Origin of the sequence: Xanthomonas sp. DAR 80977 (assembly GCF_041240605.1) — a bacterium.
In the GTDB taxonomy this organism is placed as follows: domain Bacteria; phylum Pseudomonadota; class Gammaproteobacteria; order Xanthomonadales; family Xanthomonadaceae; genus Xanthomonas_A; species Xanthomonas_A bundabergensis.
This window is the reverse complement of the sequence record NZ_CP162487.1, coordinates 414,081-439,607: the sequence shown is the minus strand read 5'-3', so window position 1 is coordinate 439,607 and position 25,527 is coordinate 414,081. Positions and strand designations below refer to the sequence as shown.

The following is a 25,527-nucleotide window of genomic DNA, read 5'->3' as shown; positions in this document are numbered from 1 at the left end:
CGCAACACCGCTTTTAGGCGGTCCAATAGTAGTTAGGGCTCATGAAGATTGTACTCGTGGTTTTCTTCCTTACAGTACAAAGCAGCTACCTCAATGACTCTGAGGCAGAGGGGACTAAGGATGTTTTTGACACGGTTCAGTTCCTGGCCACTGACAAGGGCGCATGGCGCATCAAGACCTACGCCACGGACCAAGACGTACATGTTTGGTCTATCGGCGCTTCCACCAACGATCTCGTTAGCCTCGCCCATCAAAACACAGAGAAGCATTACGGTGAGGTGCTCTCCGAGGGATACATCATCCAAACATCCGAGGGCATTGATGGACTGTGCCGAGAACTGCGAGAGCGTGGGTTATCGGACACGTTGGAGATTTCCAATTCGGGCTTCCTGTTCTGGGTTCCTGCTGACACCGACTATCGGTCACTGTCAACTCCCCGGCATGAGCCCTAACAGTTCATTCAAGCCGACCCCGCTTCGCGGGTCGGCTTAATTCAGGCGTTAGGTGTCCGTGGAAGCATCTCTACTATTCGGAAAAGCTGTCCGTAACATCTGGATCTTCCGATCAGATGGAGTCCATCCGGCCTGGGTGGGCGAGCTCACGCTGCCCATCGTTGGATTCGATGCCTTCTTAGAGTTAGCCGACGGCGATCTCATCCAGATCAGCCCATGCGAGGTGGACCTGGGACCGGATCGATATCCTGGCCTTGGCCTCACCCTCCAGCCCTGTGCGTCCGAGGCACTGCATTTCGTTGCACCTAGTGGCCACACTGTGGAGGCAGTACCACTGGTCGAGGCAACTCCCTTCTTGCCTTTCTCCATTGTCGAGATTGAGGAGTCCGATCCGCTAGGAGAAGACACTGTCAGTCAGTATTCTCTGGCTACTGACAATGGCTGGCAGGTAACCTTTCGCCACATGTTTCCGCCAATGACGTTGGGGATGCACGTAGAGATCATGGGCGGCACACCTAACAATTCATTCAAACCGAACCCGCTTCGCGGGTCGGCTTAATTCAGGCGTTAGGCCTCATGCCAACCATCGCACAACCCTCCGTCCAGTCGCTTCTCATACAGATGCAGTTCAATGGACAGCCACTGTCCACCGGAACTGCCTTTGTCGTTCAAGCTGCGAATGGTCCTTATCTTGTAACTAATCGGCACAACGTCACTGGCAGGCACCAGGACACTGGTGCGCCGCTTTCCAATACTGGCGGCATACCCAATGAGATTGCGGTTGTCCACAATCGCAACGGTCATCTAGGCCAGTGGGTGCCAAGAGTTGAGCCTCTTTATGCCGATGACACTCCCAGGTGGCGTGAACACCCCGTACTTGGCGCAAAGGCTGATTTCGTCGCCCTCCCTTTGACTCAGCTCGATGATGTCGTTCTTTACCCTTACGACACCGCAAACGTTGGTCCAGCCATATCAGTCGGTCCGGCCGATACAGTGAGTGTCATTGGTTTCCCGTTCGGCATTACCGCCGGTGGTGCCTTCGGTGTATGGGCCACGGGATTCATGGCATCGGAGGCAGACATTGACTTCAATGATCTGCCCGTATTGCTAATTGATTGCCGTAGTCGTCAAGGCCAGTCTGGCTCACCGGTCATTGCATATCGGAGTGCAGGTGGCGTACCCATGGCTGACGGGAGCCAAGCAATGTTTGGCGGCCCCGTCTGGAAGTTCATTGGCATATACAGCGGCCGCATAAATGCGGAGTCGGATTTGGGCATTGTATGGAAAGCATCAGCGCTTAATGAGCTGGTGCAGTCCCTATGAGGCCTAACAATTCATTCAAGCCGAAGCCGCTTCGCGGCTCGGCTTAATTCAGGTGTTAGGCCCCATGACAAGCAATGAAGCTGCCGCGCGTAAGGCTTTCCTTGTCAGCTTGCTGGCGGCACGCTCGCGGTCCGGCACTTTCTTCGGCTCGCTCTGGGCAAGTCGCTGGCCGCTGCTCCAATGGATCGCCGTTCTTGTAGTCTTCGCAGCGCTCTTCGCCTACACGTTCGGCGCCACATACGTGCCTAATGTCGTAGCGGCTGGCATCGGGCTTGTTCTTGGGCTCCTCGTCAGCGCACGCCAGGGTCACCGCATCTGGCCATGGCTCTCGAGCGTCATAGACTGGGGAAAGGTCGAAAGCGACGTCGCGCGGGCTCCAGAAGATGGGGCCTAACAATTCGTCCAAGCCGACGCCGCTTCGCGGCGCGGCTTAACTCAAGCGTTAGGTGGCATGGAGCAGACTCCGCGACAACTGATTGAGAGCAGGGCCGCCGGATGTGTCTTGTTCGGTATTGACACTCCCTGCGAGATCACCTACGGCGACCCGACGGATAATTCCGCCGTGCGCTTCGACTTCGACTTCCCCCACGCCATTGCCAGATTTACTTGGTGGAGTGACACTTCATACTTTAGTGAGTCGCTCGCCATGGATGGCCGGCAGATTGTGAGCTGTCATGGCTTTTCTGCTAACGCGTCCTTGGCAGCAAAAGCGGTCAACAAACTTTTGGTGGCTACTATGCAGGCGCATGCCACCTAACAATTCATTCAAGTCGACGCCGCTTCGCGGCGCGGCTTAACTCAGGCGTTAGGCCGCTATGGAAGCTCATCGTGTAACTCTCAGAGACGGCACCGATGCAACTTTGTACCGTTCGGAGTCTGGGAGTTGGGCTTGCCCAGTGTGCGGCAGCGTCGAGCTCGCCGAGCAGCCCTACTACAGCGACGGTAGCGCCTCATTTGCTATGTGTAGCTGCGGTTTCGAGTTCGGCTTTGACGACGACCCTGGTGCTTCCGCAAAGGCAGATCCTTCAGTCGCTGCAAACTGGACTAAGTGGCGCACTCGTTTTCTGCGTAAGCTCCAACCTCACCCGCAGGCGTTGACGCAGGTTGCTGACCGGTTGAGGGCAATTGGGGTGGTCGCGTGATCAGTCGGGCGCGGCCTAACAAATCATTCAAGCCGAGCCCGCTTGGCGGGTCGGCTTAATTCTGGTGTTAGGTGCCAATGGTTACCCCCAGCGATCTTCAAGGAGTTGATGCTGCGTGGCTCGCCATTGATGCCATTGGACAAGTGGCAATCTTTACAACCGGCGGCGAGGGGCCGATTCCGACCACAGCGCTCGTCTCCGCAGATGCCGCCGAGGAGCTTGTCCTATCACTGCCGGAAACATCCAGCATGGATCTGCTCGTGACTCTTTCTCGGCCAGACGACTTTGTTGCCTTTTCCAAGCGGGGTCTCTTTGCCTATGATTGGTCGGACGTCCATCGCACAACCCGGCAGGGCTTGGGTGGGTATGAGCTGCAGAGTCGCCCGAAGACCCCACTAGGCCTGTCCGATCTTCCCGGTCCGCTGCAGGCCCTGGCTGCAGCAACCCAGGTCTCCTGGTGTAATGTTTGGCGCGTCCATCGTGGTGCCGGGCAATCTGGTTGGCACCTAACAATTCATTCAAGCCGAACCCGCTTCGCGGGTCGGCTTAATTCAGGCGTTAGGCCCCATGCCAAAGATCATCATCGGTGTCTGGATTTACCTCTGCGGGCTTTTCGGCGCTGCCATCACGGGCGGCTTCCTATTTCAAGTTATGTCGGTCTTTCCTGAGACCCAGTTGGAGGCGTACGGGCTGCGCGTACCAATGGTCGCGCGGGCCTGGTCCGCTTGGCTTCCCAGCACTCCAGCCATCCTTTGGATTGGCGCGGTGACTTCTGCAGTGGCCGGTCTGTACCTGTGGCGTTCGAGCCGTCCTGTTGAGGTGCGGCTGTTTGCGGCCGCCGTTATCGCCGCGCTCAACCTATTCCTGGCTATGTTCTTCGCTACTGCCCTACTAGGGGCGTACTTCTACCTGCCAAAGGTCGCAAATGGGCCCTAACAATTCATTCAAGCCGAAGCCGCTTCGCGGCTCGGCTTAATTCAGGTGTTAGGTGGAAATGCTAGATATGGGCGAGCGGATAAAAGGACGATCATTCTTGTGGTTGTTCGCGCTATGCGGCGGCTTGGCTTTGCTTCCCGTTGCTAGCAGTGGCCTATTCGCGCTCGACAAGAGTGTTGGCCGCCTGATGTTCGCCTCAAGCATGGCCATACCATTCATTTTGCAATTATTTTCTGGATATGCGCTCGATCAGTGGTGGATCGCACGCTATAGTCGTATTGAGCACCCGCGCCAGTATTGGTCATGGCTCGCGGTATGGGGGATCGGAGCGCTAATCTTTGTGACGTATGCGCTCCTTAATCCGCATGGTGGCCTGGTTGCGGCCTAACAATTCATTCAAGCCGAACCCGCTTGGCGGGTCGGCTTAATTCTGGTGTTAGGCCTCATGAAGAAGATCCTCGCAAACCTAGTAATAGTGCTCGGCGCGCTAGTTGCGCTGACCGGGCTACTCGGCACGCCGCTACTCCTGGATCAGCTTCCGATCTCCTTGATGCTACCAAGCGATGGACAGGCTTCCCAACGGTTCTTTCGGATGGTCCCTACTGAGCTACCCTGGCCGGGCTATCTGCCTTACCTTTTTCTCCTTTTGGGGGTCGCCATGCTTATCGCTGGCATAATTTCGCGCCGAAAACTCCGTGGCACTGCGGCGTAACCATTCATTCAAGCAGACGCCGCTCCGCAGCTCGGCTTAACTCAAGTGTTAGGCGGCAAGTTAGAATGCACTTCCACGTTCGGCTGATGCGACGACGCTCCGAAGGGACCCACATAGATACGGATGTCCGCGATTTGCGTGAGCTCATCGGAACTGCGCCCGGGGTGCAACGTATCCAATCTATCGAACGGCATCCTAAGGGCGGGCACTCAATTACACTCGACTTTTCCTACGAGGCGTTCGACTCGTTCTTCAAGCACGTAGAGGCGCAGGACTGGATGGCTGTTCTATGAGCCACATCGCCGCTGCGCCTAACCACTCGTTCAAGGCGGACGTGCTAACGCGTGCCGCTTAACTCCAGCGTTAGACCTGCCATGAGAGAAATCTACAACTTGATAGTTTTTTCTCTCGGCATCGCGCTGTGCGCGTGCGCTGCAGCTGCGCCGCCCCCGCGCTGCTCGTTCGGGCTTGCCCCTACAGCTACAGTTGCACCAAGGCTGCCACCCCGGCTACACAATGAGTTTTCTGGCAAAGCCCAAGTCGCTTTTGTCATTGGGCCTACCGGGCATGTGCAGTCCCCGGTCATTGTCTCGGCGGAGTGGCACCCCATCGGCCGCAGTCGCGGCCAACCAGTTGGCTACAACGACGCCATCCTTTCCGCTGTAGCACAGTGGCGCTATCCGTCGCGAGAGCAAGCCTGCCACCACCAGATTCCGGTAGAGTTTCACTTTGAGGGCTCCAGCCCCGCGGTTGGCAGGTCTAACAATTCATTCAAGCCGAACCCGCTTCGTGGGTCGGCTTAATTCAGGCGTTAGACCACTTTCAATCCATGTCGCATCTTGAACAGCTAATCGTCGAATACCTAGACTGGCAAGGCTATCTGGTACGCAGAAATGTCAAAGTCGGTCTGCTAAAACATGGAGGATGGGAAATGGAGCTTGACGTCCTCGCATACAACCCCAAGACGCAGGACCTTGTCCACTACGAGCCCTCTCTTGACGCACACACTTGGGACATGCGCGAGGCAAGATTTGCCAAGAAGTTCTCCGCCGCAAAGAAGTATGTCTTCTCAGAAGTGTTTGGCTGGCTTCCGCCAGAAACCCCAGTACGCCATATCGCAGTGCTACCGTCTCACCCGAAAGGCCGCGACACGCTAGGTGAAGCAGCACTTCTTTCAATTGACGAGCTTTTAGCTGAGATTCGCTCTGCTGTTGCAAAGTGCGGCCCGGCTCGCAGTAATGCAATTTCTGAGATATACCCTCTCCTGCGCACAATACAACTCGCATTCAATGGCTATTACAAAGTGACCTAACAATTCATCCAAGCCGACGCCGCTTCGCGGCGCGGCTTAATTCAGGCGTTATACGGTGCAAGCATGCTGGCAATGATACTCACATGGCTCTCCGTCATTACTAGCCTCATGTCCGCTGGAGCCTGGCTCTATGCTAGCAACGTAAAGGTGACTAGGGAGGCCGCACTTAAGAAGCGTCGCAAACGTGCCGAGAAGACTGGTGAAAAGCCAAACCTTGGCGGCATTGAACTCTTCGGTGCTGAGTTGAAGGAAACCATGGAGGCGCAGGTGCGCTGGAACTCAGCAGGTGCCGTCCTAGCAGCCATTGCCGTTGCGTCGCAGGCATTTGCTCAGTTGCTGCGCGAGGTATAACAATTCATTCAAGCCGATGCCACTTCGCGCGGCTCAATTCAGGCGTTGGGCCGCAGGGAAGTTCGTCGCCACATCTGGCGTTTCATCCGACGCTCTGGCTGGTTCGTCGCACGCCAGTCGTCGCATCGCCCTATGATCTGCAATCCTTCCGGTTCCGTTCACGAGCCAAAAGAGTCGTGTCATGAAAGCGCTAATTGCGATCGTTGCCTGGTGCCTTCTCTTCGTTCTGTGCTGGCCGCTAGCCTTGCTGGCCTTGGTCCTGTGGCCAATCGCCTGGTTGTTCACCCTGCCGTTCCGCCTTGTCGGGATCACGTTCTCTGCCATGTTCGCGCTTCTGCGGGCGATCCTGTTCCTGCCTGCCCGCCTCCTTGGTTGGCGGCCGGGACACGCCGTGGCTACCTGATGCTTCATCCAGCGGACGCCGTTTTGCGGCCCTGCCTGATCCAGGCATAGCCACTCGAAGATACTTCCAAAGGCATCGCATATGACCCGACTCTTGTTGCTCGCATCGCTGGTCGTATCCTTCAGTGCAAGCGCAATCGTCATTCGGGATGACGTCGATGACTCGAAGTATCGGGTTCCGGCCTCCGAGTTTCCTGCCCTGGTCGACATGCCTGGCGAGGGACACGGCGTGCTGATCGCACCGCAATGGGTCGTGACCGCCGCCCATGCGGTCACGTGGCAATCGGAAATCAAGCAGGTCACCATCAATGGGATATCCAGGGACGTTGAACGCCTCGTGGTACACCCCGGATACAAGAAGCCGCCACAAGCGCTGCTTGACCAGGCGCTAGCCACTTGGGATTGGACGCTTTTCCGGGTGGTGCTCTCCTCCTCGGACGACATCGCGCTTCTCAAACTGGCACAACCCGTTACCGATGTCTCTCCAGCCGCACTCAACAAGCGCGATGACGAGTTCGGCAAGACCATCAAGATCATGGGAAAAGGCGCTACGGGTAACGGAGTCACCGGCTACGAATTCAGCAGCTCCCACCGCACGGAGCTTCGCCGTGCGTACAACAAGGTGACCAGCGCCGATGGCCGCTGGCTCTGCTATATGTTCGACAAGCCGTCGGACGCCCTCCCCCTTGAGGGCGGCTCAGGAAGTGGCGACAGTGGCGGGCCCGTCCTTATCCAGGCTGACAAGGGTTGGCTGGTGGCCGGCCTGACGTCATGGTCGGATCCTCAAAGCGCTGCCAGGACGCCCGGGAAGTATGGTCAAATCACCTGCAATGTCCGCTTGAGCCATTACACCGATTGGATTGAGAGCGTTGTATCTACTCAGCCATAGGCGGACGCTAACAATCATTCAAGCTGAAGCCCTCCTCGCGGCTCGGTTCAATTCAGGTATTAGGTCGCACCCATGCCGCGCTACGACTTCGAACTGTACGCCGATTACAACCAGTTCTACCTGCAGGACGAGCCCGTTGACGGCAGCCTCGGCGACGCCTGGACCGAAGACGCCTCGAATCGCCTTCTCGCGGTTGCTCCTGGCGTCATCGGCATAGGCACCGTCCGTAACATGGACGTGCCGGTGACCATAGAGATCCTGGACAGAGAGCCTCCGTTGGATCAGGACGGATTCGACCAGATAGTTGAATGCTCCCTTTCAATTCAGAGCGGACGTATCGTTGTTGCTGGATGCACCGACTACTTCCCTGATGCAGCGCGTATTGATGTCCCGGCCGGCACTTATCGTGTTCGTGTCAGCTATGCGAATCTGAGCTCGCTTTCTGCTGATGGATTGGCCGGCAATGACAGCTACCACCTCGAACTTTGGCTAGCGCCATCGGCGGAAGTTTCAGTTCTCAAGCGCTATGCTGTATAGCAATTCATTAAAGCTGAGTCCGCTTCGCGAATCGGGTTAGATTCAGGCGCCAGGTACCAATGACAGCTCCATCGCATCCAGTTGTAGATCCAGCGCTCGTTGGCACGTATCCAGCGAGCGCAAAGGCTGGTGGCGGCTACGTATGGGACGCCGTTCTAGAGTATCGGGTCTGGTGTCACCCGGAGCGCGGCGCACCGGACCTCGCTGATGGGAGTGACTACTACTATCCCTTCGAAACGTATGAGGAGGCGCTGGCGTTCTCGCAAGACACGCAGGGCTCGGAAGAGCCTCTGGCCCTGATCCTGCAGGACGAGTACATAGACGAGCCTGAGCCTGGGCGGTACGTACATGTCAAGCAACGTCGGGTGGCAGAGTGGCCGGTGCAATTCCTCTCCCGCCCCAGGCGAACGCCACGCACCATCCCGGACTTCATGGCAACGGATGCCCCGCCCAACAAGCTGGATATACTGCGCGGCCTGTCGTAGTCCATTGATCGTGCCAATAGGGTTGGCGCCCAAAAATTCCTGGCGGTCAGCCTGACCGGCAATGACTGAGCCGATCGCCGTACGGAGATGCAGAAGCAGCCTCAGCGTCTGCGATGATTGACGTCGGCCAACGACTCGACGAGGATCGTGCCAGGCCGCGCATCCACGGTCCAATGGGATTTTCCGCGCATCAGGGGGCTGTGTGCGATCTTTCATTTCAACGCTTATGGCACTCGTTTCCTTGGCCATCACCGGAAACGCGTGGGCGCATGGCGGCGGCCTCAACAAGGACGGCTGCCACACCAATCGCAAAACGGGTGACTATCACTGCCACCGGGGCGGAAGCACTCCACTCCCTCCACGCAGCTCCTATGCGCCTGCCAGTAGCTTCTCCCCCTCAGGATCTACGTCGGGCAGTCGCGCATTTGCCAACTGTACGGAGGCCCGTGCCGCGGGGGCGGCTCCGGTCCATCGCGGCGATCCAGGCTACGGGCCTCACCTGGACCGTGACAACGACGGTGTGGGGTGCGAGCCTTCCCGTGGGCGTCGATAGACTATGCGCTGGCAATTCATTCAGACCGAGCCCACTTCCGGGTCGGCCCAATTCGGACGTCAGGCTGCGTAGGAGCTGCCATGGGGTGGTACGCGATAAGGACGGTGTATGCCTTCGGAACCAAAGACGATGGAACCAACGTCTTTGAGGAGCGCATCGTCGCCTTCGAGGCAAACGACCAGGATGAGGCCTTCGCCAAAGCCGACAAGGAATCCGTTGCCTATGCGGCCGACCTGAACCTTGAGGCGCATCCCGATCAAGTCGGCTACGAACAGGATGGCAACGCTCTCACCGACGGCTATGAACTTTGGTCCGAGCTCTTTGAGTCACGTCTCGAACTCAATGAATTCTATGAAAGCCGTTACGTCTCCTACGAGTACCATCCCGATCCTCGGCCTAGCGGTTAGCCCAAGCAGGACACACCCACCATGCACTCCGAATAGACTTAACTTAGACGTTGTTCCGCATAACTGGTCCTTGCATGGAAATGAAAATTCCCAATGCTTCATCTGCTCGCTTTGTTGCATTCGTTGCAGCGGCATTCATTTCTTCCGCAGTCCTAGCGTACATCGCCCTTTGCCTGATTGTGCTTTACAGGCACGACTGGCTACCAGAAAATTCCATCCTTTATGCATCCCTCATTGGCCCGCCACACTGGCTCGCTTGGAGTTCTGGCACAAGGCCCATGTTTTGGGGCTGCACATTGGCAATGATGGTCGTTGCCATCGTTGGTGCAAGCATTCGTCCGCTGTTGTTGCCTAGCGTTGGGCTTTTGTTTCTCATCTGGATTGGCTCGGGATTTCTGTCCGTCGTTATGTCCGTCTAGGCAGGCAGGACCCAACGACGCTACCCGGCAACTCGGCCTGATCCATGCACAAGGCAGTGCAAATGGCATCTCAGCGAGTCGTCCATGGAGATCGGGAGTACTCGACACTCGCGCGGGGCGGAGATGATCGTGTCATCGTGCACGGTTGCTGGAGGGAAGCACCACACAGCAGCCTACTCAAGCAGAGTTCCACTTGGCGGCTCGGCATAGTTCACGTTCGGAGATCAAATGAAGTTACGTCCACTCAACAAGCGCCAGGAGAAACACGCGCTAGCATGGATGCTGGCAAGTCTGAACGAGCCGATAGACAACAGCTGGCGATCGATGCTCAAGCGAGAAGTTGTCGGACTATTGGTTCCATTCCTCGTTGTCGCGATCGTCCTTGGCGTCCTGCGCTCTCAGTCGTTACTGGCGTTGCTCACGACGGTTGGCGCACTTATCGTCGGCCTGGCTACCGGCATTGGCATACGGCATATTGCCGCGGCACGGCATTGGCCCGTGGTTGCTCGCTGCTTGGACCGGGACAAGATCGAGCAGAGGCTTCGCGAGCTCGACACCTAACGATCCACTCAAACCGATGCCACCTCGCGCGTCAGCTCAGTTCAAACGTTGGAGCCCACATGACCCCTCTCGATCGCATCACCGAACGCGTCAGCCGTCTTGGGCATCCCGACGAGCCCGGTACACCGTGCCCACTGCTGAGCATCGAGGAGTTCTTCGAGGGGAACATCGAGGTCGGGAGCATCGGCTGCAACCTCGACGGCGCTCCGGCACCCGACGCGTTCTACAATCTCTTCCGCAGTATCGCGCAGCGTCCGGATGTCGAAGACATCCGTGTTCAGATCACCGCGTTCGACGTTCCAGAGTGGCCGTTTTCGGATACCGTCTACATCATGACCTCTGCCACGCCCGAAGAAGTGGCGACATGGTTCCCCAAGCACTTGAAGCCCGACGAGACCTGGGCGGGATTCGCCGATCGATCATGCGAGCCTTATCAAGTTCCCAGCGGGACACGCCCCATTGCCTGTTGGTGGGACTGATGGGCTCTGGCGATCTGTTCGAGCGGACGCTGCTTCGCGATGCAGCAGCCGGCGATGCATTCAAGCTGAGCCCGCCGCACAATGGCGACTGCGTGCCCAGCTTGGGCCGTGTTCGTGTTTCCGGCCCGGTGCCGCCACACATTCAGGCATGCAGACAGTCATGAGCATGAAGCCCGCCGGCTACTCCGGAACGCCTCTCGCCCAAAAGCTGGGGATCGCGCCGAACAGCAGAGTGGTTGCGCGATCGGCGCCCGACAACTACCGCACATTGCTCGAGCCGGTTCCCGCTGGGGCCGCATTCGAATCGGCCGTCTCTCCCGCCACCGACATCGTGCATCTCTTCGTCGAGCGCAAGAGTGTCCTGGAAGCCGAACTCGCAGTGCTGCGAAGCGCGATCCGGCCCAATGGCGTTGTCTGGGTCTCCTGGCCCAAGAAGGCATCGAAGCTACCGACCGACATCAGCGAAGACACCATCCGCGAGTTGGCGCTGCCGCTCGGCTTCGTCGACGTGAAGGTGTGCGCGGTAGACGCGATCTGGTCGGGCTTGAAGTTGGTCATTCGCAAGGAACTCAGATAGACATGCGGCCCACGCCCCGTGCTGGCCGTTTCGCCTGTCGCGGTCTTGGCGTCCGTCGACGCCCGTGCGGCCATTGTTCAATTGCTGCGCCAGCACGGACCGAGATGCAACAGCGGCTTTCGCCAGGCAGCGCGCTTATTGCGCTACTTGCGTTCTCCTTGCCCGCATGCGCGACCAGCCAGTGCCCGCCCGAATTCGGCCCCAAGGACCCGATCGTCAACCTGCTGGGCTGGCTCGTCGTCGCCGTGGGCGTCGTCGTTGGCAGCCTGCTGTTCGCCTATCTGGTCCGACGCTCGCGCGGCATGCGCTGGCTTTCCCGCGGTGCCGTCATCGGCCTTGGGTTTTGCGGGATGATCGCCGTGTGGATAGGCGGCCTGGCGTTGGCGTTCGTGTACTTCTTCTTCCAATGCTAGGAATGCGCCCACGCGGGTCATGCGCGCCGTACCCGCACGATGAACGCGGGTGGTTCCGGCGACGGCGGCGCCTCGCGCTCTTCGCTCGCCTTGCACTTCGCTGACCGTATCGTCCGCACACTGCCGTTCTGCCGGGATGTGCCACATGCTTGCCTCCGCCCCAAGTTCTCCGTCCCCGCTGCGGCCCTTCGCCGCGCGCGTGCTGGTCGTCATGGCGCTGGGCGGCCTGGCGCTGCTGGCCTGGCAGCTCTCCGAACTGCTGCTGGTGGTGTTCGGGGCGGTGGTGGTGGGCGTGCTGCTGCATGGGCTGGCGTCGGCGCTGCGCAGGTGGCTGCCGGTCCCGGAAGGGGCGGCGCTCGGCCTGGTGATCGTGCTGCTGGTGCTGCTGTTGTCGTCGATCGTGGTGCTGTTCGGGACCGAGGTCGCCGCCCAGATCGACGCCTTCCGTACCACCCTGCCGGCGGCGTGGAACAAGTTCCATGCCTGGCTGCAGTCCGGCCCGCTCGGGCCGCAGATCGAGAACATCCCCGACCAGCTGCGCGACGGCGCCTCGACCCTGGCCACGCATGCCGGCGCGATCGTGATGTCGGCCGGCGGCGGCATCACCGATGCGGTGCTGATGCTCGTCGGCGGCGTCTACCTGGCCGCGCAGCCCAAGCTGTATCGGCGCGGGTTGCTGCGGCTGTTGCCGCGCGACCGGCGCGATGTCGCCGACGAGGCATTGACCGCCAGCGGCCAGGTACTGCGCGCCTGGCTGGGCGGCCAGTTCCTGGCGATGCTGGTGGTCGGCAGCCTGACCGCGCTGGGCTTGTGGCTGCTGGGCGTTCCGGTGGCGCTGGGCATCGGCCTGTTGACCGCGCTGCTGGACTTCATCCCGATCGTCGGCCCGATCGTGGCAGCGATCCCGGCGGTGCTGCTGGGCTTCACCGTCAGCCCGCAGGTGGCGCTGGGCGCGCTGCTGGTGTTCGTGGTCCTGCAGCAGATCGAGGGCCATGTGCTGCAACCGCTGATCCAGGCGCGGGCGGTGAACCTGCCGCCGGCCCTGCTGCTGTTCTCGCTGTTCGGCATCGGCGTGCTGTTCGGGCCGATGGGGGTGGTGTTGGCGGCGCCGCTGACCGTGGTGCTGTACGTGCTGGTCAAGCATCTGTACGTGCACCATGCGTTGGGCGATAGCGACGTCGGCGTGCCGACGGATTGATCCGCGTTGGCGGCGTGCCTGCGACGCAGGCCGCGTACCATTGCACGTCGCCAGCTCGCGCACGGGCGGTGTCGATCCACTTGCCCAGGAACTCCACGCCATGCTCCATCACGTTTCCCTCGGTGTCGCAGACATCGAGCGCGCCGCACGTTTCTACGACGCGGTGCTGGGCGCACTCGGCTATGCCCGGGTGTGGGAAGACCTGTGCCCCGGGGACGACGACCAGGCCGTCGGCTATGGCGTGGCCGGTGGCGGCGACCTGCTGGCGATCAAGCTGCGCGGCGCCGATGCCCGCGCGCCCGGTCCCGGCTTCCATCTCGCCTTCGCGGCGCCCAACCGGGACGCGGTCGCCGCGTTCCACGAGGCGGCGCTGCACCATGGCGGCCGCAGCAACGGCGGCGCCGGCCTGCGTCCGGACTATGGCCCCGGTTACTACGCCGCGTTCGTGGTGGACCCGGATGGCCACCACCTCGAGGCGGTCATCAACCAGGCGCCGTGACTCGGCGTCGGGCGATGTTTCCCGGTAACGCGGAGCCAGACCGCCCATGCTTGCCGATGCGCTTGGCGACTCGCCCAGGATGCGGCGGTCGCGACCAGCCGCCCCGCGTGGCGCAGGATCACGCATCCTCCAATCGGTAACGGCCCGGCCCGGTCCAGGCGATGCGCAGGAACGGTCCGCTCAGCAGCCCCTTGTCGCGCAGGTAAGCGAAGACGTCCGCCGGGCACCACTCCCTTCCGGCGGCAAAGGCCAGGCCGAGGTCGCGCAGCGCGTGGAATGCCTTGGCCTTTTCCGCATCGTCGCGCACGGCCATGGAATAGACGCCAACCTGGCCGGTGCATGCGAAACCGAGCGCGCGCACCGCCATCTCGTGTTCGCCACGGAGCGTCCTGACCAGGATCGCCGCGGCGTCGGCCTTTTCCACGTAGGCCGCTGGTTCCCGATGAAGCGATGCAGGCATGTGGCGCTCGCGATGCGGTGAAAGGGGTGTTTCGCTCGGAACGGCACGCGGCCTTGCGAGCGTGAGGGTTAGGCTAGCACTCCGTCCCGTTGCGAAGCCTTGCCGATGTCTTCCGCCCAGCCCCTGCGAATCGGCCTGATCTCCGACACCCACGGCCTGCTGCGGCCGCAGGCGCTGGCGGCGATGCGCGATTGCGTGGCCATCGTGCATGCCGGCGACATCGGCAAGCCGGAGATCCTCGACGCGCTGCGCGCGCTCGCGCCGCTGCATGCGATTCGCGGCAACATCGATACCGCGCCATGGGCGCAGGCCTTGCCCGACACGCTGGACGTCGAGATCGCGGGCATCCGCCTGCACGTGCTGCACGACCTGAAGACGCTGGCGCGCAATGCCACGTCCGCGGACGTGGTGATCAGCGGGCATTCGCACAAGCCGGCGCTGCAAAGCCGCGACGGCGTGCTGTACATCAATCCCGGCAGCGCCGGGCCGCGGCGCTTCAGCCTGCCGATCGGCGTGGGCTATCTGTACCTGGACGCTGGCGGCGTCCGCGGCGCGTTGTGCGCACTGGCGTGAGGCGAAGCTGGCCGGCGCCGGCAGCTGTCGTGGCCGATCGCCAACGACCACTCGCAACCCCGTGTACCCGCGGCACTCCGAACGGCGCTGGATAGCGCAGGACGATCGCTGTCTCTAACGCGGCGCTGGCGGCTTGCCCGCGCGCTTGGCCGCCTTGGCCGCCTTGGCCGCCTTGGCCGCCTTGGCCGGTTTGGCCGGTTTGGCCGGTTTGGCAGCAGGCAGCGCCTGCGCCGTGGCGCGCAGCAGGCGCTGCAACAGGGCGCGGTCCTCCAGGCCTTCGTCGATCAGGTAGTGCGGCTTGCCGCCCGGATACGGCGCCTGTTCGACCACCTCGTGGAGCAGCGCGCGGCCGGCGGCGGTCGGCTTGACGAAGACCTGGTTGTCGCAGACGAACGCCACCACCTTGCCGTCCAGGTACAGCGCGTATTCGCCGAACATCTTCTTGCTGGTCAGCGCGGCGCCGAGCGCCGCCTGTTCCATGACGTAATCCACGTAGCCGGCATCGGAGGCCATGGGGTCGCTCTGCGCTTGGGGTAACGGCGGATTCTGCATTGCCGCCGGCAAAGCGCAAGCGCCAGCTCGGCCGCGCGCCGGCACGATGGCCGCATGCGGTTCGCCACGCCGACGCGTACGCCTCCGTGGCGCGCGCAAGGCGTAGCCGCCGGCGCCACCGGCGAGCGACACTGAACCGCCCCGCCCGTCCACGACGCAGCACTGGCGCGGGAGGCATCCGCCACTGGAATGCGGACATGTTATAGAGTAACAACCTCTCCCCTTCCCACCGATCTCCCGGAGCACGCATGCGCCGCCTCGTCCTGGCCTCCAGTCTCGCCCTCGCCGTCTCCGCCTGCTCGCAGCAGGCCGCCGCTCCCGCCGCCAAGGACGCGCCGGCCGCGCAGACGCCGGCAGCGGCCGCCGCGGCACCGCCGTTGATCCCGCGCGACGTGCTGTTCGGCAACCCCGAGCGCAGCAGCGTGCAGTTGAGCCCCGACGGCAAGACCCTGAGCTGGCTGGCGCCGGTGGACGGCGTGCTCAACGTCTGGGTCGCGCCGGCCGACGCGCCCGACAAGGCGCGCGCCGTCACCCACGACAGCGGCCGCGGCATCCGCTCCTATTTCTGGTCGTTCCTGCCCGACACCTTGCTGTACATGCGCGACAGCGGCGGCGACGAGGATTTCCACCTGTTCGCGCTCGACGTCGCCAAGGGCGGCAACGGCCGCGACCTCAGCGACTTCCCCAGGACCCGCGCGCGGGTGGTGGCGGTCAGCCGCACGCATCCGGAATCGATCCTGGTCGGCATGAACGACCGCGACGCGCAGTGGCACGACCTGTACCGGGTCGACCTGGTCGGCGGCAAGCGCACCCTGCTGCAGAAGAACACCGATCAGATCGGCGAGTACCTGGCCGACGACGACTACCAGGTGCGGCTGGCGACGCGTTCGCGCGAGGACGGCGGCGAGGACCTGTTGCAGCCCGACGGCAAGGGCGGCTGGCAGAAGCGCGAGGAGATCCCGTTCGAGGATTCGCTGACCACCGCGCCGTCCGGCTTCACCGCCGACGGCAAGACGCTGTACTTCGTCGATTCGCGCCAGCGCGACACCTCGGCGCTGTACGCGGTGGACGTGGCCAGCGGCACGCGCAAGCTGCTGTTCGAGGATGCGCGCGCCGACGTGGGCGGCACCCTGACCGATCCGCGCAGCGGCGAGGTGCAGGCGGTGGAATCGAATTACCTGCGCCCGGAATGGAAGGTGCTGGACCCGGCCATCGCCGCGGACATCAAGCAGCTGCAGGCGATCGGCCCGGGCGAGATCTCGGTGCTGACCCGCACCCAGGACGACCGCACCTGGATCGTGGCCTACTCCGCCGCCGATGCGCCGGCCACGTTCTACCGCTACGACCGCGTGCCGTCCGCTGCCGGCAAGCTGACCAAGCTGTTCGCCGCGCGCCCGGCGCTGGAAGGGCAGCCGCTGGTGCCGCAGTGGCCGCAGGAGATCCGCTCGCGCGACGGGCTGACCCTGGTCAGCTACCTCACCCTGCCGCGCGAGGCCGATGCCAACGCCGACGGCAAGGCCGACAAGCCGGTGCCGCTGGTGCTGTTCGTGCACGGCGGGCCGTGGGCGCGCGACGACTACGGCTACAGCGGCTACAACCAGTGGCTGGCCAACCGCGGCTATGCGGTGCTGCAGGTCAACTACCGCGGCTCCACCGGCTTCGGTAAGCGCTTCACCAACGCCGGCGACGGCGAGTGGGCCGGCAAGATGCACGACGACCTGCTCGATGCGGTGCAGTGGGCGGTGCAGCAGGGCGTCACCCGCAAAGACCAGGTCGCGATCATGGGCGGCAGCTACGGCGGTTACGCCACGCTGGTCGGGCTGAGCTTCACGCCGGACACGTTCAAGTGCGGCGTGGACATCGTCGGTCCGTCCAACTTGAACACCTTGCTCAGCACCATCCCGCCGTACTGGAAATCCGGTTTCGAGCAGATGGCGAGGCGCATCGGCGATCCGCGCACCGAGGCCGGCAAGAAACTGCTGGAAGAACGCTCGCCGCTGAGCCGCGCCGATCGCATCGCCAGGCCGCTGCTGATCGGCCAGGGCGCCAACGACCCGCGGGTCAAGCAGGCCGAGGCCGACCAGATCGTCAACGCGCTGAAGGCCAAGCAGATCCCGGTGACCTACGTGCTGTTTCCCGACGAGGGCCACGGCTTCGCGCGGCCGGAGAACAGCAAGGCCTTCAACGCGGTCAGCGAAGCGTTCCTGGGCAAATGCCTGGGCGGACGCACCCAGCCGTTCGAGCAGGACCTGGTCGGTTCCAGCCTCAGCGTGCCGGACGGCGCGGCGCAGGTGCCGGGCCTGGAGGACGCGCTGAAGTCGCACACGCAGAGCGTGCGCAAGTAGGCGTGCGGAGGCGTCACGACGTGTCTGCGTCGTGCACGCCGCGACGGCGCCGGACGCACTGACCGGCGGCGTGCGCGCACCACGCGCCGCCCTGGATCCAGAGTCGCGGCATCGTGCCATCCGGCAATCTCGGCATGCGCGGGAACCCGACGCCCTGCGCTCGTCCCCGACAGCGCGGACGCGGCGCCCTGGCCGGACCTGCGCGCCGCCCCGCTGCCACGGCCGCGATTGTTGCTAGAGTTGGCCGCAGGGAGGCCCTCCGCCGAGCGAACGGCAGGAGCGCCGGGGATGCAGCCAAGGGAAAGGGGGAGCGTCTGTGCGAAACAGAGTGGTCGGTGCGCTGGGCAAGTTCGGCCTGGGGAGGATGTCCGCTGGCGAATACCAGGCGAATCTGAGCGGGATCAACACTTTCTTCGGCGCCGTGCTGGGCCTGGTCCTCACCGGCACGGAACGGCTCGACGGCTGGCGCTTCGGCGTGGTGCTGGCCATCCTCGCCAGCTCGGTCATCTCCATCCTGTTCATTTCCAGCAGCCGGCACCGGGTCGCGTACGCGATCTACACGCTGCTGCTGGCGCTGACGATGCCGCAGATGATCGACATCATGCTCAAAGGCCACGACCTGCTGCCCGACAAGGTGCAACCCACGCTGATCGTGTGGACCTTGATGACCATCATGGTGGAATTCTGGGGCCGCGAACGCGACCAGGGCGACTCCTCGGCCGGCTCGGCCCCATCCGGTTGATGGCGAACATGGGCATCCTCAAGCGGATCGTCCAATCCTTGTGGTGGCTTGCGCTCGCCTATGTTCCGCTGGCGCTCTCCGACAGGATCGAGCGCCTGTACGCCGAGCTGGGCTGTCCGCCCCATGGGGATTGCTACGTAGCCGGCACGATGACGGCGTTCGATCTCGGACTGTCGACGCTCGCCATTGCCTTGCTGGTATGGCCGGCCTGCCTGTGGTTCCTCGGTCTGCGCTGGCTGGTCGGCCGGCTTGGCCTGGGTTCCTGGCTTGCGACCCGCTTCAAGGCCAGGCGGCTGCGCCGGCAGGGCTGACGCGCGCATGGGTGCCAGCGCGCTCCGGCGAGGAGGCACCACGCCGCCTCACCAGTCCGTCGGCGCGTAGTCCTTCAGGAACTGCCCCCACACGTGCTCGCCGGTGTTGAAGCCGTGGATGATCGGGTCGACGATGCGCGCGGCGCCGTCGACGATGTCCAGCGGCGGATGGAAGCGCTCTTCCTGCACCTTGCGCGCGGCGATCTCGGCCGGATCCTCGTCGGTGACCCAGCCGGTGTCCACGCTGTTCATGTGGATGCCGTCGTTCTGGTAATCGGCGGCCGAGGTCCGCGTCATCATGTTCAACGCGGCCTTGGCCATGTTGGTGTGCGGATGCCGGGTGGTCTTGAAGTTGCGGTAGAACTGCCCCTCCATCGCCGACACGTTGACGATGTGCTTGTCGCGCTCGGGCGTGCGCAGCATCAACGGCTTGAGCCGCGCGTTGATGATGAACGGCGCGATGGCGTTGACCAGCTGCGTCTCCAGCAACTCCACCGACGGCACTTCGGCCATCAGCAGGCGCCAGGAGTTGCGCCCGCGCAGGTCCACCTGCTGCAGGTCCTGGTCCAGCCGCCCTTCCGGGAACAGGTGCTGCTGGCCGAGCAGTTCGTCGGCCAGCAGCGGCACCTGCGACAGCTCGGCGGCGCGGGTCAGGCCGTCGGCGCCGCTGAGGCCGTGGCCCTGGCCCGCCGCCAGCGTGGTCGCCGACGCCGCCGGCAGCAGCTCCGGGCTGCGCAGGCCTTCGTAGTGGCCGACCAGGCGGCGCACGTGCTCGGGTAGTTCGTGCAGCGCGGCGGTCTCGCCGGCCATCATGTGCGCGTAGAACTGCGGCGGCCGGCGCACGGTCTGGCAGGCGTTGTTGACGATGAAGTCCAGGCGCGCGCGCGTGGCCAGCAACTGGCTGCAGAACGCCTCCACGCTGGGCGTGTGGCGCAGGTCCAGGCCGAACACCTGCAGGCGGTGCCCCCACTCGGCGAAATCCGGTTCCTGCGCGTAGCGCGCGGCCGAATCGCGCGGGAAGCGCGTGGTCACGATCAGCTCGGCGCCGGCGCGCAGCAGCTTCAGCCCGGCCTGGTAGCCGATCTTGACCCGGCCGCCGGTCAGCAGCGCCACCCGGCCGCGCAGATCGGCGGTCTCGGTGCGCTTGAAGTAGTTCAGCTCGGCGCAGGCCGGGCACATCTGGTCGTAGAAATGGTGCAGCCTGGTGAACTTCTGCTTGCACACGTAGCAGTGGCGCAGTTCGGGCGAATGCGCCACCTCGGGCGCTTCGACCGCGGCATTGCTGGCATCGTGCAGGCCGGCGGCATGCGGCGGGAAATAGTTCGGCGTGCTGAACACCGGCTTGCGCCGCAGCGCGCGGATGCCGGTCTGCTCGAGCAGCGCCTCGGCCTTGCGCACCTTTTCCTGGTGGCGTTCACGCGCCTGCTGCTTGAGCAGTTGCCGGCGCGCCTTGGGCTCGGGATGGTAGACCTTGGCGACGACCTGGTGCAGGCGCACGCGGTCGGCCTCGGGCAAGGCATCGAGCACGCTGCGGTCGGCATCGATGGCTTCGAGCAGGTCCAGGGCGACGCGCAGGCGCTCGGTCAGGGGCAGGTCGTCGGTGGCAGGGGGCGAGGCGGTGGTGTTCAAGGCAGATCCGGGATGGGCGGCGGCGAGGCCTGACGCACGCGCGGCAGGAAGCCGACGCAAAACGGCGGTGAGCGAAGCTGCGGCGCGCCCGGCGCTTGCGGCGAACGGACAACGGCAGCGCAAGAGGCGTTGCAGGGGGCCGGGATGGACCGGCCGAGCGGCATTTTCGCCGATCCTGGGGTGCCGGCGCCATGTCGGCCGCGCCTCATGGCGCAATCCCGCCTGGCGGCCCGACGCGGACGGCGACCGCGGCGCACGGCACCGGCGCCGCGCTCATGCGCCATCGGCAGGCGCGTCGACCTTGCGCAGCACCGTCTGCCGCGGCTTGAGCGCGCGCCCGGCGCCGTCGCGCGGCAACATCGCCGGCACCGGCTTGCCGGTGCGCCGATCGAGCAGGCGCGAATGCGCCTCGCCCGGCACGAACAGATGGCGCTCGCCCCATTGCCGCAACGCCAGCAGCAGCGGGAACAGCTGCTCGCCCTTCTCGGTGAGCGCGTACTCCTGGTAGGCGCTGCCGTCGGCGGCCGGCCGCAGCGCCAGGATCCGCGCCTCGACCAGCAGGCGCAGGCGATCGGCCAGGATGTTGCGCGCCATGCCCAGGCTGCGCTGGAAATCGCCGAACCGGCAGACGCCGTCGAAGGCGTCGCGCACGATCAGCAACGCCCAGCGCTCGCCGATCAGGTCCACCGAACGCGCCACCGGGCACGGCTGGGGGTGTTCCTTGCTGCGTCTGGCCATATGCGCTCGCAACCGCCGAATGCGGAATCCGGTTGCATTTTAAAACCAAACACGACAGTCTGTTACTGGTTTTTAATTGAAACCAGTTTCGATGCGGACACCCAGACAGAACTTGCCCGAGCGCCAGCCCGAGCCACCCGCGCTGCGCCGCGCGCAGGTGGCGCTGCTCGCCTGCGCCAGCGGCGCCAGCGTCGCCAACGTCTACTTCGCGCAGCCGCTGCTGGACGCCTTGGCGGCGGAATTCGGCATCGGCCAGGGCGCTGCCGGCGGCGTGATCGCCGCGACCCAGGCCGGATGCGCGCTGGCGCTGTTGCTGGTGGTGCCGCTGGGCGACCGCCATGCGCGGCGCCCGCTGATGCTGTGGCAAGCCGGCGCGTTGCTGGCCGCGCTGCTGGCGGTGGCCGCGGCACCGACGCTGCCGGCATTGCTGGCCGGCATGCTCGCCGTGGGCCTGCTGGGCACCGCGATGACCCAGGGCCTGATCGCCTACGCCGCGGCCAGCGCCGCCCCGGCCGAACGCGGCCGGGTGGTCGGCGCGGCCCAGGCCGGCGTGGTGATCGGCCTGTTGCTGGCACGGGTGCTGGCTGGCGCCATCGCCGACCTGGCCGGCTGGCGCGGCGTCTATGCGCTGTCCGCGGCGCTGACCCTGGCGTTGCTGCTGTGGTTGCGGCGCGCGCTGCCGGCCCTGCCCGCGCCGCAGCGACCGCCCGCCTACGCCGCGCTGCTGCGCTCGATGCTGCAGATGCTGGCGCACGAGCGCGTGCTGCAGATCCGCGGTGGCATCGCACTGCCGATGTTCGCCAGTTTCTCGGTGTTCTGGACCGCGCTGGTGCTGCCGCTGAGCGCGCAGCCGCATGCGTACTCGCACACCACGATCGGCGCGTTCGGCCTGGTCGGGGCGATCGGCGCCCTGGCCGCGGCGCGCGCCGGGCGCTGGGCGGACCGTGGCTGGGCGCAGCGCGGCAGCGGGCTGATGCTGGCGTTGCTGCTGGCCTCGTGGTTGCCGCTGGCGCTGGGCATGCGCTGGCTGTCGGCGCTGATCCTCGGCATCGTCGTGCTGGACATGGCGGGCCAGGCCATCCACGTCCTCAACCAGAGCCTGATCTTCCGCGGCGACGCGCAGGCGCACAGCCGGCGCGTGGCCGGCTACATGCTGTTCTACGCGCTGGGCAGCGGCCTGGGCGCGATCGCCGCCACCGCCACCTATGCGCATGCCGGATGGACGGGCGTGTGCATGCTGGGAGCGGCGACCAGCGCGGCGGCGCTGCTGTTCTGGGCGGCGACGCTGCGCTGGATGCCGGCGGAACCCGCTCGCTAGCCATCGTCGTCGCGTGTAACCGCCGTTGGCGACGCATTTGGAAACGACACCGGGTGGCCTCGGCCATTCCTTGCCATGAGCGCCGCCGGTAGCGTCTGTGGCCACTGAAGCTCCCGAGCGTCTGTTGCAGCCTCTCCAGTAATCGCACGCTTGCACGGCCGAGCACCCGCACAGTAGCCTGCGCTACGCGCACCAGCGCATCCACATCGAGCGAGCGAGATCGGCCCATGTCCCTGACCTCGCGTCTCTCGTGGAAGTTCAGCAGCGCGCGCGGGTTGCCTGTTGCCGTGGCATTGGCGCTGGTCTTCGCCGCCATGCGTGCGGCAGGCACGCTGGCGCCGGCGCACTGGCGCTGGCTGCTGCCGCTCGGCTTCGTGTGCATGGCAGCGAGTCCGTGGCTGCTGCTCTCCCGCGCAGGGCGCCAGCAGATCGGATTGGTGCGGCCGATACGGCCCGCCTGGTTCGCGCCGTCGATCGCGTTGGGGACGCTGGCCGCCCTTGCATGCTTCGCGCTCGGCGCCATCGCCTTCGGCAGCGGCGAGGACAACTGGTTCGTCAGCATCGCGCGCAACTACCGCGACACGATTCCCCACCAGGGTTTCACCACGCTGCAGCTGTTTCTGGTGGCCACCGTGCCCGCGCTGCTGTTCAGCCCGATCGGCGAGGAGATCTTCTTCCGCGGCCTGCTGCAACGCGCGCTGGAAGAGCGGTTTTCGCTACGTGCCAGCACCTGTATCGAAGCGCTGTTGTTCGGCCTGGTGCATCTTTGCCATCACGGACTGCTGGCGACCGCGGCCGGCATCCGCCTGCTGCCGCTGTCCGCTGCGCTGTGGGTCGGGCTGATGTTCTGCACGGCGCTGCTGTTCGCGTGGCTGCGGCACCGCAGCGGTTCGTTGTTCCCGGCGATGGCCGCGCATGCCAGCTTCAACCTGGCGATGAACGCGTGCATCTTCGCGGCGCTGTGGCCGCCGCATTGAACGAGCCCGCATGGCGGCACGGTCGGCTGCGCGCGCGGAGCACGGCCATGCCTGCGCGTACCGCTGGTTTCCGCATGCGCTTCAGTGCAGCGGCGCCTGTGCGAACTCGCCGCGCTGCAGCTTGGCCACGTCGTTGCCCTGCGCATCCTTCGCCTGCAGATCGGCGCCCTTGGCGGCAAGCTCCTTCAGCACCTCGGTGCGCTGGAACAGCGCCGCGTACATCGCCGCGGTCTGCCCGGCGTTGTTGCGCTGGTCGGGCGCGCAATCGGCCTGCATCAGCCGCTTGGCGATGGCCAGCTCGCCCTTGAAGATCGCGCCCATCAGCGCGGTGTTGCCGCGCTTGTCCTGCGCGCACGGATCGGCGCCTGCGCGCAGCAATTGCTCCACCGCCGGCTGCTGGCCATGGTAGGCGGCCAGGATCAACGCGGTATAGCCCTTGTCGTCGCGGGTGTTGAGGTCGTAGTGGGCATGGATGAACTCGGCCAGCATGTCCTGGCGACCTTCGCGCGCGGCATCGAAGAAATAGTCGCGCAGTTGCGCCTGGACCTTGGCCGGGTCGGCCGGAACGGCTGCGGGCGCGGCGATGGCGGCCGGGGCGGCCATCAGGCTCAGCGCGAGAAGAAGCAAACGACGCATGTTCGGTCTCCGGGAAGGAAGGCGCAGCGCGGCGTGGGGGAGGCGCCGCCGCGCTGCGCAGTGACGGTCAGTCCCGCAACTGCGCGGCCAGCTGCTTGACCCGCGCCAGGTCGCCCTTGGCGACGCGGGCGACGCCGCTGCCGTAGGCCGGATCGGCCTTGTACAGGAACGACAGCATGATGTGCTTGCTGGCGTCGTCGGTGCCGGCCAGCGATTCGCCGAAGCTCTGGATCAGGTCCTGCTGCTCCTTCTTGCTGTAGCTGCGGAACAGTTCGCCGGCCTGCTTGAAGTTCTGCTCGCGGGCGATCTTGGCCTGCTGGGTGGTGCCCGACAGCGGCAGCTGGCTGTAGCGCGCGTTCGGATCCTGCGGGCGCGGATTGAGCCGGCTCGGCTCGTAGTTGACGCCGCTGGTGGTGGCGCCGTAGTTCATCGCCCCGTCCTGGTTGCCGTTGTTCACCGTCACCCGCGGCCGGTTCACCGGCAGGCTCAGGCCGTTGGTGCCGACGCGGTACAGCTGGGTATCGGCATAGGAGAAGATGCGCCCCTGCAGCAGGCGGTCTTCCGACGGCTCGATGCCCGGCACCAGGTTGGCCGGCGCCATCGCCACCTGCTCGGTCTCCTGGAAGAAGTTGTCCACGTTCCTGTTCAACACCATCTGCCCGATCTTGCGCTCGGGCACGTCCGGCCAGATCTTGGTCGCATCCAGCGGATCGAAGTCGAACTTGGCCAGGTCTTCCGGCTTGAGCACCTGGATGTACAGGTCCCACTTCGGATAGTCGCCCTGCTTGATCGCGCCGACCAGGTCGTTGGTCAGGTGGCTGTAGTCCTTGCCCTGCACCTGCGCCACCTGCTTCGGATCCAGGTTCTTCAGGCCTTGCAGCGACTTCCAGTGGAACTTGACGTAGTGCACCTCGCCCTGCGCGTTGACCAGCTTGTAGGCGTGCACGCCGTTGCCGTCCATGAAGCGGTAGCCGGCCGGCGTGCCTTCGTTGGAGTACAGCAAGGTCAGCGTGCGGGTGGCTTCGGGCACGTGCGAGAAGAAGTCGAAGCGGCGCGAATCGTCGTCCAGGTTGGTGCGCGGATCCGGCTTGAACGCATGCACCATGTCCGGGAACTTGATCGCATCGCGGATGAAGAAGGTGGGGAAGTTGTTGCCGACCAGGTCCCAGTTGCCTTCGCTGGTATAGAACTTGGTGGCGAAGCCGTGCGGGTCGCGCAGCGTCTCCGGCGAGTGGTTGCCATGCACCACCGAGGAGAAGCGCACGAACACCGGGGTCTTCTCGCCGACGGTGAACACCTTGGCCTTGGTCAGGTCGGAGATGTCGGCGCTGGCGGTGAATTCGCCGTGCACGCCGGTGCCGCGCGCATGCACCACGCGCTCGGGAATGCGCTCGCGGTCGAAGCGCTGCAGCTTCTGGATCAGCTGCACGTCCTGCAGCAGGGTCGGGCCGGTGGCGCCGGCGGTCTGCGAGTTCTGGTTGTCGCCGACCGGCGCACCGTTGTCGCGGGTGAGCGTGGACTGTGCGAACCCCGCGGGGACGATCAGGGTCTGCGACAGCAGGGCGAGCACCAACAGTGTTCCAGGGCGCATGGCGTCAG

33 protein-coding genes are annotated in these 25,527 nt (G+C 64.2%); 27 read left to right on the top strand and 6 right to left on the bottom strand.

What is annotated here, in order from left to right; all coding sequences use genetic code 11:
- Nucleotides 1-41 precede the first annotated feature (41 nt).
- From AB3X10_RS02050 to AB3X10_RS01950, 21 genes are all read left to right on the top strand, one after another.
- Complete coding sequence (locus AB3X10_RS02050) at nt 42-452, top strand: hypothetical protein (RefSeq protein ID WP_369978635.1); 411 nt, start codon at nt 42-44, stop codon at nt 450-452.
- Nucleotides 453-1,028: 576 nt separating this feature from the next.
- The gene (locus AB3X10_RS02045) at nt 1,029-1,775 is read left to right on the top strand and encodes a trypsin-like peptidase domain-containing protein (protein WP_369978633.1); all 747 of its coding nucleotides are present in this window, start codon (nt 1,029-1,031) and stop codon (nt 1,773-1,775) included.
- Nucleotides 1,776-1,839: 64 nt separating this feature from the next.
- Nucleotides 1,840-2,169 (top strand): hypothetical protein, encoded by a 330-nt coding sequence (locus AB3X10_RS02040; protein WP_369978631.1) that lies wholly within the window; start codon nt 1,840-1,842, stop codon nt 2,167-2,169.
- Between the two features lie 108 nt (nt 2,170-2,277).
- A complete protein-coding gene (locus AB3X10_RS02035; protein ID WP_369978629.1) occupies nt 2,278-2,532 on the top strand; it encodes a hypothetical protein in 255 nt (84 codons plus the stop codon).
- Between the two features lie 952 nt (nt 2,533-3,484).
- Nucleotides 3,485-3,853, top strand: a complete 369-nt coding sequence (locus AB3X10_RS02030; protein WP_369978627.1) for a hypothetical protein — start codon at nt 3,485-3,487, stop codon at nt 3,851-3,853.
- 52 nt (nt 3,854-3,905) lie between these two features.
- On the top strand, nt 3,906-4,241 hold the full coding sequence (locus AB3X10_RS02025) for a hypothetical protein (protein WP_369978625.1): 336 nt from the start codon (nt 3,906-3,908) through the stop codon (nt 4,239-4,241).
- 1,255 nt (nt 4,242-5,496) lie between these two features.
- Nucleotides 5,497-5,877 carry a hypothetical protein gene (locus tag AB3X10_RS02020; RefSeq protein ID WP_369978623.1) on the top strand — a complete coding sequence of 127 codons (381 nt, stop codon included), beginning with the start codon at nt 5,497-5,499 and terminating at the stop codon, nt 5,875-5,877.
- Nucleotides 5,878-5,940: 63 nt separating this feature from the next.
- Nucleotides 5,941-6,228: a hypothetical protein gene (locus AB3X10_RS02015; protein WP_369978621.1), complete on the top strand. Its 288-nt coding sequence runs from the start codon at nt 5,941-5,943 to the stop codon at nt 6,226-6,228.
- A 181-nt stretch (nt 6,229-6,409) separates the two neighbouring features.
- Entirely contained in the window at nt 6,410-6,631 is a 222-nt protein-coding gene (locus tag AB3X10_RS02010; RefSeq protein WP_369978619.1) for a hypothetical protein, read from the top strand.
- An 81-nt stretch (nt 6,632-6,712) separates the two neighbouring features.
- Nucleotides 6,713-7,519 (top strand): S1 family peptidase, encoded by an 807-nt coding sequence (locus tag AB3X10_RS02005; protein WP_369978617.1) that lies wholly within the window; start codon nt 6,713-6,715, stop codon nt 7,517-7,519.
- A 72-nt stretch (nt 7,520-7,591) separates the two neighbouring features.
- The gene (locus AB3X10_RS02000) at nt 7,592-8,056 is read left to right on the top strand and encodes a hypothetical protein (protein ID WP_369978615.1); all 465 of its coding nucleotides are present in this window, start codon (nt 7,592-7,594) and stop codon (nt 8,054-8,056) included.
- A 59-nt stretch (nt 8,057-8,115) separates the two neighbouring features.
- Nucleotides 8,116-8,541: a hypothetical protein gene (locus AB3X10_RS01995; RefSeq protein WP_369978613.1), complete on the top strand. Its 426-nt coding sequence runs from the start codon at nt 8,116-8,118 to the stop codon at nt 8,539-8,541.
- Between the two features lie 226 nt (nt 8,542-8,767).
- A complete protein-coding gene (locus tag AB3X10_RS01990) occupies nt 8,768-9,094 on the top strand; it encodes an excalibur calcium-binding domain-containing protein (protein WP_369978611.1) in 327 nt (108 codons plus the stop codon).
- Nucleotides 9,095-9,174: 80 nt separating this feature from the next.
- On the top strand, nt 9,175-9,501 hold the full coding sequence (locus AB3X10_RS01985) for a DUF4288 domain-containing protein (RefSeq protein WP_369978609.1): 327 nt from the start codon (nt 9,175-9,177) through the stop codon (nt 9,499-9,501).
- Between the two features lie 80 nt (nt 9,502-9,581).
- Nucleotides 9,582-9,920: a hypothetical protein gene (locus tag AB3X10_RS01980; protein ID WP_369978607.1), complete on the top strand. Its 339-nt coding sequence runs from the start codon at nt 9,582-9,584 to the stop codon at nt 9,918-9,920.
- A gap of 228 nt (nt 9,921-10,148) precedes the next feature.
- Nucleotides 10,149-10,481 (top strand): hypothetical protein, encoded by a 333-nt coding sequence (locus AB3X10_RS01975; protein ID WP_369978605.1) that lies wholly within the window; start codon nt 10,149-10,151, stop codon nt 10,479-10,481.
- 59 nt (nt 10,482-10,540) lie between these two features.
- Nucleotides 10,541-10,960, top strand: coding sequence for a hypothetical protein (locus tag AB3X10_RS01970; protein ID WP_369978603.1), 420 nt, complete (start codon nt 10,541-10,543; stop codon nt 10,958-10,960).
- Nucleotides 10,961-11,120: 160 nt separating this feature from the next.
- Complete coding sequence (locus AB3X10_RS01965; RefSeq protein WP_369978601.1) at nt 11,121-11,537, top strand: DUF3052 domain-containing protein; 417 nt, start codon at nt 11,121-11,123, stop codon at nt 11,535-11,537.
- 104 nt (nt 11,538-11,641) lie between these two features.
- On the top strand, nt 11,642-11,950 hold the full coding sequence (locus AB3X10_RS01960) for a hypothetical protein (RefSeq protein ID WP_369978599.1): 309 nt from the start codon (nt 11,642-11,644) through the stop codon (nt 11,948-11,950).
- Nucleotides 11,951-12,161: 211 nt separating this feature from the next.
- Complete coding sequence (locus tag AB3X10_RS01955) at nt 12,162-13,148, top strand: AI-2E family transporter (protein WP_369981602.1); 987 nt, start codon at nt 12,162-12,164, stop codon at nt 13,146-13,148.
- A gap of 100 nt (nt 13,149-13,248) precedes the next feature.
- Nucleotides 13,249-13,647 carry a VOC family protein gene (locus AB3X10_RS01950; protein ID WP_369978597.1) on the top strand — a complete coding sequence of 133 codons (399 nt, stop codon included), beginning with the start codon at nt 13,249-13,251 and terminating at the stop codon, nt 13,645-13,647.
- A 118-nt stretch (nt 13,648-13,765) separates the two neighbouring features.
- Here AB3X10_RS01950 and AB3X10_RS01945 read toward each other — a convergent pair whose 3' ends face one another.
- The gene (locus AB3X10_RS01945; protein WP_369978595.1) at nt 13,766-14,071 is read right to left on the bottom strand and encodes a hypothetical protein; all 306 of its coding nucleotides are present in this window, start codon (nt 14,069-14,071) and stop codon (nt 13,766-13,768) included.
- Between the two features lie 141 nt (nt 14,072-14,212).
- On the opposite strand from AB3X10_RS01945, the gene AB3X10_RS01940 reads away from it, so the two are divergent.
- Nucleotides 14,213-14,680, top strand: a complete 468-nt coding sequence (locus AB3X10_RS01940) for a metallophosphoesterase family protein (RefSeq protein WP_369978593.1) — start codon at nt 14,213-14,215, stop codon at nt 14,678-14,680.
- Between the two features lie 114 nt (nt 14,681-14,794).
- Here the strand turns inward: AB3X10_RS01940 and AB3X10_RS01935 are convergent, their stop codons facing one another.
- Nucleotides 14,795-15,193, bottom strand: a complete 399-nt coding sequence (locus tag AB3X10_RS01935) for a TfoX/Sxy family protein (RefSeq protein ID WP_369978591.1) — start codon at nt 15,191-15,193, stop codon at nt 14,795-14,797.
- Between the two features lie 287 nt (nt 15,194-15,480).
- Between AB3X10_RS01935 and AB3X10_RS01930 the strand changes: the two genes are divergently transcribed.
- The 3 genes from AB3X10_RS01930 (at nt 15,481) to AB3X10_RS01920 (ending at nt 18,630) form a co-directional block, all read left to right on the top strand.
- Nucleotides 15,481-17,577 (top strand): alpha/beta fold hydrolase, encoded by a 2,097-nt coding sequence (locus AB3X10_RS01930; protein WP_369978589.1) that lies wholly within the window; start codon nt 15,481-15,483, stop codon nt 17,575-17,577.
- Nucleotides 17,578-17,905: 328 nt separating this feature from the next.
- A complete protein-coding gene (locus tag AB3X10_RS01925; protein ID WP_369978587.1) occupies nt 17,906-18,319 on the top strand; it encodes a hypothetical protein in 414 nt (137 codons plus the stop codon).
- Nucleotides 18,320-18,327: 8 nt separating this feature from the next.
- Entirely contained in the window at nt 18,328-18,630 is a 303-nt protein-coding gene (locus AB3X10_RS01920; RefSeq protein ID WP_369978585.1) for a hypothetical protein, read from the top strand.
- 48 nt (nt 18,631-18,678) lie between these two features.
- Here the strand turns inward: AB3X10_RS01920 and AB3X10_RS01915 are convergent, their stop codons facing one another.
- A complete protein-coding gene (locus AB3X10_RS01915; protein WP_369978583.1) occupies nt 18,679-20,259 on the bottom strand; it encodes an SDR family NAD(P)-dependent oxidoreductase in 1,581 nt (526 codons plus the stop codon).
- A gap of 273 nt (nt 20,260-20,532) precedes the next feature.
- On the bottom strand, nt 20,533-20,997 hold the full coding sequence (locus AB3X10_RS01910) for a winged helix-turn-helix transcriptional regulator (RefSeq protein ID WP_369978581.1): 465 nt from the start codon (nt 20,995-20,997) through the stop codon (nt 20,533-20,535).
- A 91-nt stretch (nt 20,998-21,088) separates the two neighbouring features.
- Between AB3X10_RS01910 and AB3X10_RS01905 the strand changes: the two genes are divergently transcribed.
- Entirely contained in the window at nt 21,089-22,315 is a 1,227-nt protein-coding gene (locus tag AB3X10_RS01905) for an MFS transporter (protein ID WP_369978579.1), read from the top strand.
- Between the two features lie 227 nt (nt 22,316-22,542).
- On the top strand, nt 22,543-23,292 hold the full coding sequence (locus tag AB3X10_RS01900; RefSeq protein ID WP_369978577.1) for a CPBP family intramembrane glutamic endopeptidase: 750 nt from the start codon (nt 22,543-22,545) through the stop codon (nt 23,290-23,292).
- 81 nt (nt 23,293-23,373) lie between these two features.
- Here the strand turns inward: AB3X10_RS01900 and AB3X10_RS01895 are convergent, their stop codons facing one another.
- Together AB3X10_RS01895 and katB are read right to left on the bottom strand one after the other, a co-directional pair.
- A complete protein-coding gene (locus AB3X10_RS01895; RefSeq protein ID WP_369978575.1) occupies nt 23,374-23,928 on the bottom strand; it encodes an ankyrin repeat domain-containing protein in 555 nt (184 codons plus the stop codon).
- Between the two features lie 67 nt (nt 23,929-23,995).
- A complete protein-coding gene (gene katB, locus AB3X10_RS01890) occupies nt 23,996-25,519 on the bottom strand; it encodes a catalase KatB (RefSeq protein ID WP_369978573.1) in 1,524 nt (507 codons plus the stop codon).
- Nucleotides 25,520-25,527 lie beyond the last annotated feature (8 nt).

Coding starts and splice junctions, on each gene's coding strand:
- AB3X10_RS02050 (WP_369978635.1), top strand. CDS start 42: ATGAAGATTGTACTCGTGGTTTTCTTCCTTACAGTACAAAGCAGCTAC.
- AB3X10_RS02045 (WP_369978633.1), top strand. CDS start 1,029: ATGCCAACCATCGCACAACCCTCCGTCCAGTCGCTTCTCATACAGATG.
- AB3X10_RS02040 (WP_369978631.1), top strand. CDS start 1,840: ATGACAAGCAATGAAGCTGCCGCGCGTAAGGCTTTCCTTGTCAGCTTG.
- AB3X10_RS02030 (WP_369978627.1), top strand. CDS start 3,485: ATGCCAAAGATCATCATCGGTGTCTGGATTTACCTCTGCGGGCTTTTC.
- AB3X10_RS02020 (WP_369978623.1), top strand. CDS start 5,497: ATGGAGCTTGACGTCCTCGCATACAACCCCAAGACGCAGGACCTTGTC.
- AB3X10_RS02015 (WP_369978621.1), top strand. CDS start 5,941: ATGCTGGCAATGATACTCACATGGCTCTCCGTCATTACTAGCCTCATG.
- AB3X10_RS02010 (WP_369978619.1), top strand. CDS start 6,410: ATGAAAGCGCTAATTGCGATCGTTGCCTGGTGCCTTCTCTTCGTTCTG.
- AB3X10_RS02005 (WP_369978617.1), top strand. CDS start 6,713: ATGACCCGACTCTTGTTGCTCGCATCGCTGGTCGTATCCTTCAGTGCA.
- AB3X10_RS02000 (WP_369978615.1), top strand. CDS start 7,592: ATGCCGCGCTACGACTTCGAACTGTACGCCGATTACAACCAGTTCTAC.
- AB3X10_RS01995 (WP_369978613.1), top strand. CDS start 8,116: ATGACAGCTCCATCGCATCCAGTTGTAGATCCAGCGCTCGTTGGCACG.
- AB3X10_RS01990 (WP_369978611.1), top strand. CDS start 8,768: ATGGCACTCGTTTCCTTGGCCATCACCGGAAACGCGTGGGCGCATGGC.
- AB3X10_RS01985 (WP_369978609.1), top strand. CDS start 9,175: ATGGGGTGGTACGCGATAAGGACGGTGTATGCCTTCGGAACCAAAGAC.
- AB3X10_RS01980 (WP_369978607.1), top strand. CDS start 9,582: ATGAAAATTCCCAATGCTTCATCTGCTCGCTTTGTTGCATTCGTTGCA.
- AB3X10_RS01975 (WP_369978605.1), top strand. CDS start 10,149: ATGAAGTTACGTCCACTCAACAAGCGCCAGGAGAAACACGCGCTAGCA.
- AB3X10_RS01970 (WP_369978603.1), top strand. CDS start 10,541: ATGACCCCTCTCGATCGCATCACCGAACGCGTCAGCCGTCTTGGGCAT.
- AB3X10_RS01965 (WP_369978601.1), top strand. CDS start 11,121: ATGAGCATGAAGCCCGCCGGCTACTCCGGAACGCCTCTCGCCCAAAAG.
- AB3X10_RS01960 (WP_369978599.1), top strand. CDS start 11,642: ATGCAACAGCGGCTTTCGCCAGGCAGCGCGCTTATTGCGCTACTTGCG.
- AB3X10_RS01955 (WP_369981602.1), top strand. CDS start 12,162: ATGGCGCTGGGCGGCCTGGCGCTGCTGGCCTGGCAGCTCTCCGAACTG.
- AB3X10_RS01950 (WP_369978597.1), top strand. CDS start 13,249: ATGCTCCATCACGTTTCCCTCGGTGTCGCAGACATCGAGCGCGCCGCA.
- AB3X10_RS01940 (WP_369978593.1), top strand. CDS start 14,213: ATGTCTTCCGCCCAGCCCCTGCGAATCGGCCTGATCTCCGACACCCAC.
- AB3X10_RS01935 (WP_369978591.1), bottom strand. CDS start 15,193: ATGGCCTCCGATGCCGGCTACGTGGATTACGTCATGGAACAGGCGGCG.
- AB3X10_RS01930 (WP_369978589.1), top strand. CDS start 15,481: ATGCGCCGCCTCGTCCTGGCCTCCAGTCTCGCCCTCGCCGTCTCCGCC.
- AB3X10_RS01920 (WP_369978585.1), top strand. CDS start 18,328: ATGGGCATCCTCAAGCGGATCGTCCAATCCTTGTGGTGGCTTGCGCTC.
- AB3X10_RS01910 (WP_369978581.1), bottom strand. CDS start 20,997: ATGGCCAGACGCAGCAAGGAACACCCCCAGCCGTGCCCGGTGGCGCGT.
- AB3X10_RS01905 (WP_369978579.1), top strand. CDS start 21,089: ATGCGGACACCCAGACAGAACTTGCCCGAGCGCCAGCCCGAGCCACCC.
- AB3X10_RS01900 (WP_369978577.1), top strand. CDS start 22,543: ATGTCCCTGACCTCGCGTCTCTCGTGGAAGTTCAGCAGCGCGCGCGGG.
- AB3X10_RS01895 (WP_369978575.1), bottom strand. CDS start 23,928: ATGCGTCGTTTGCTTCTTCTCGCGCTGAGCCTGATGGCCGCCCCGGCC.
- katB (WP_369978573.1), bottom strand. CDS start 25,519: ATGCGCCCTGGAACACTGTTGGTGCTCGCCCTGCTGTCGCAGACCCTG.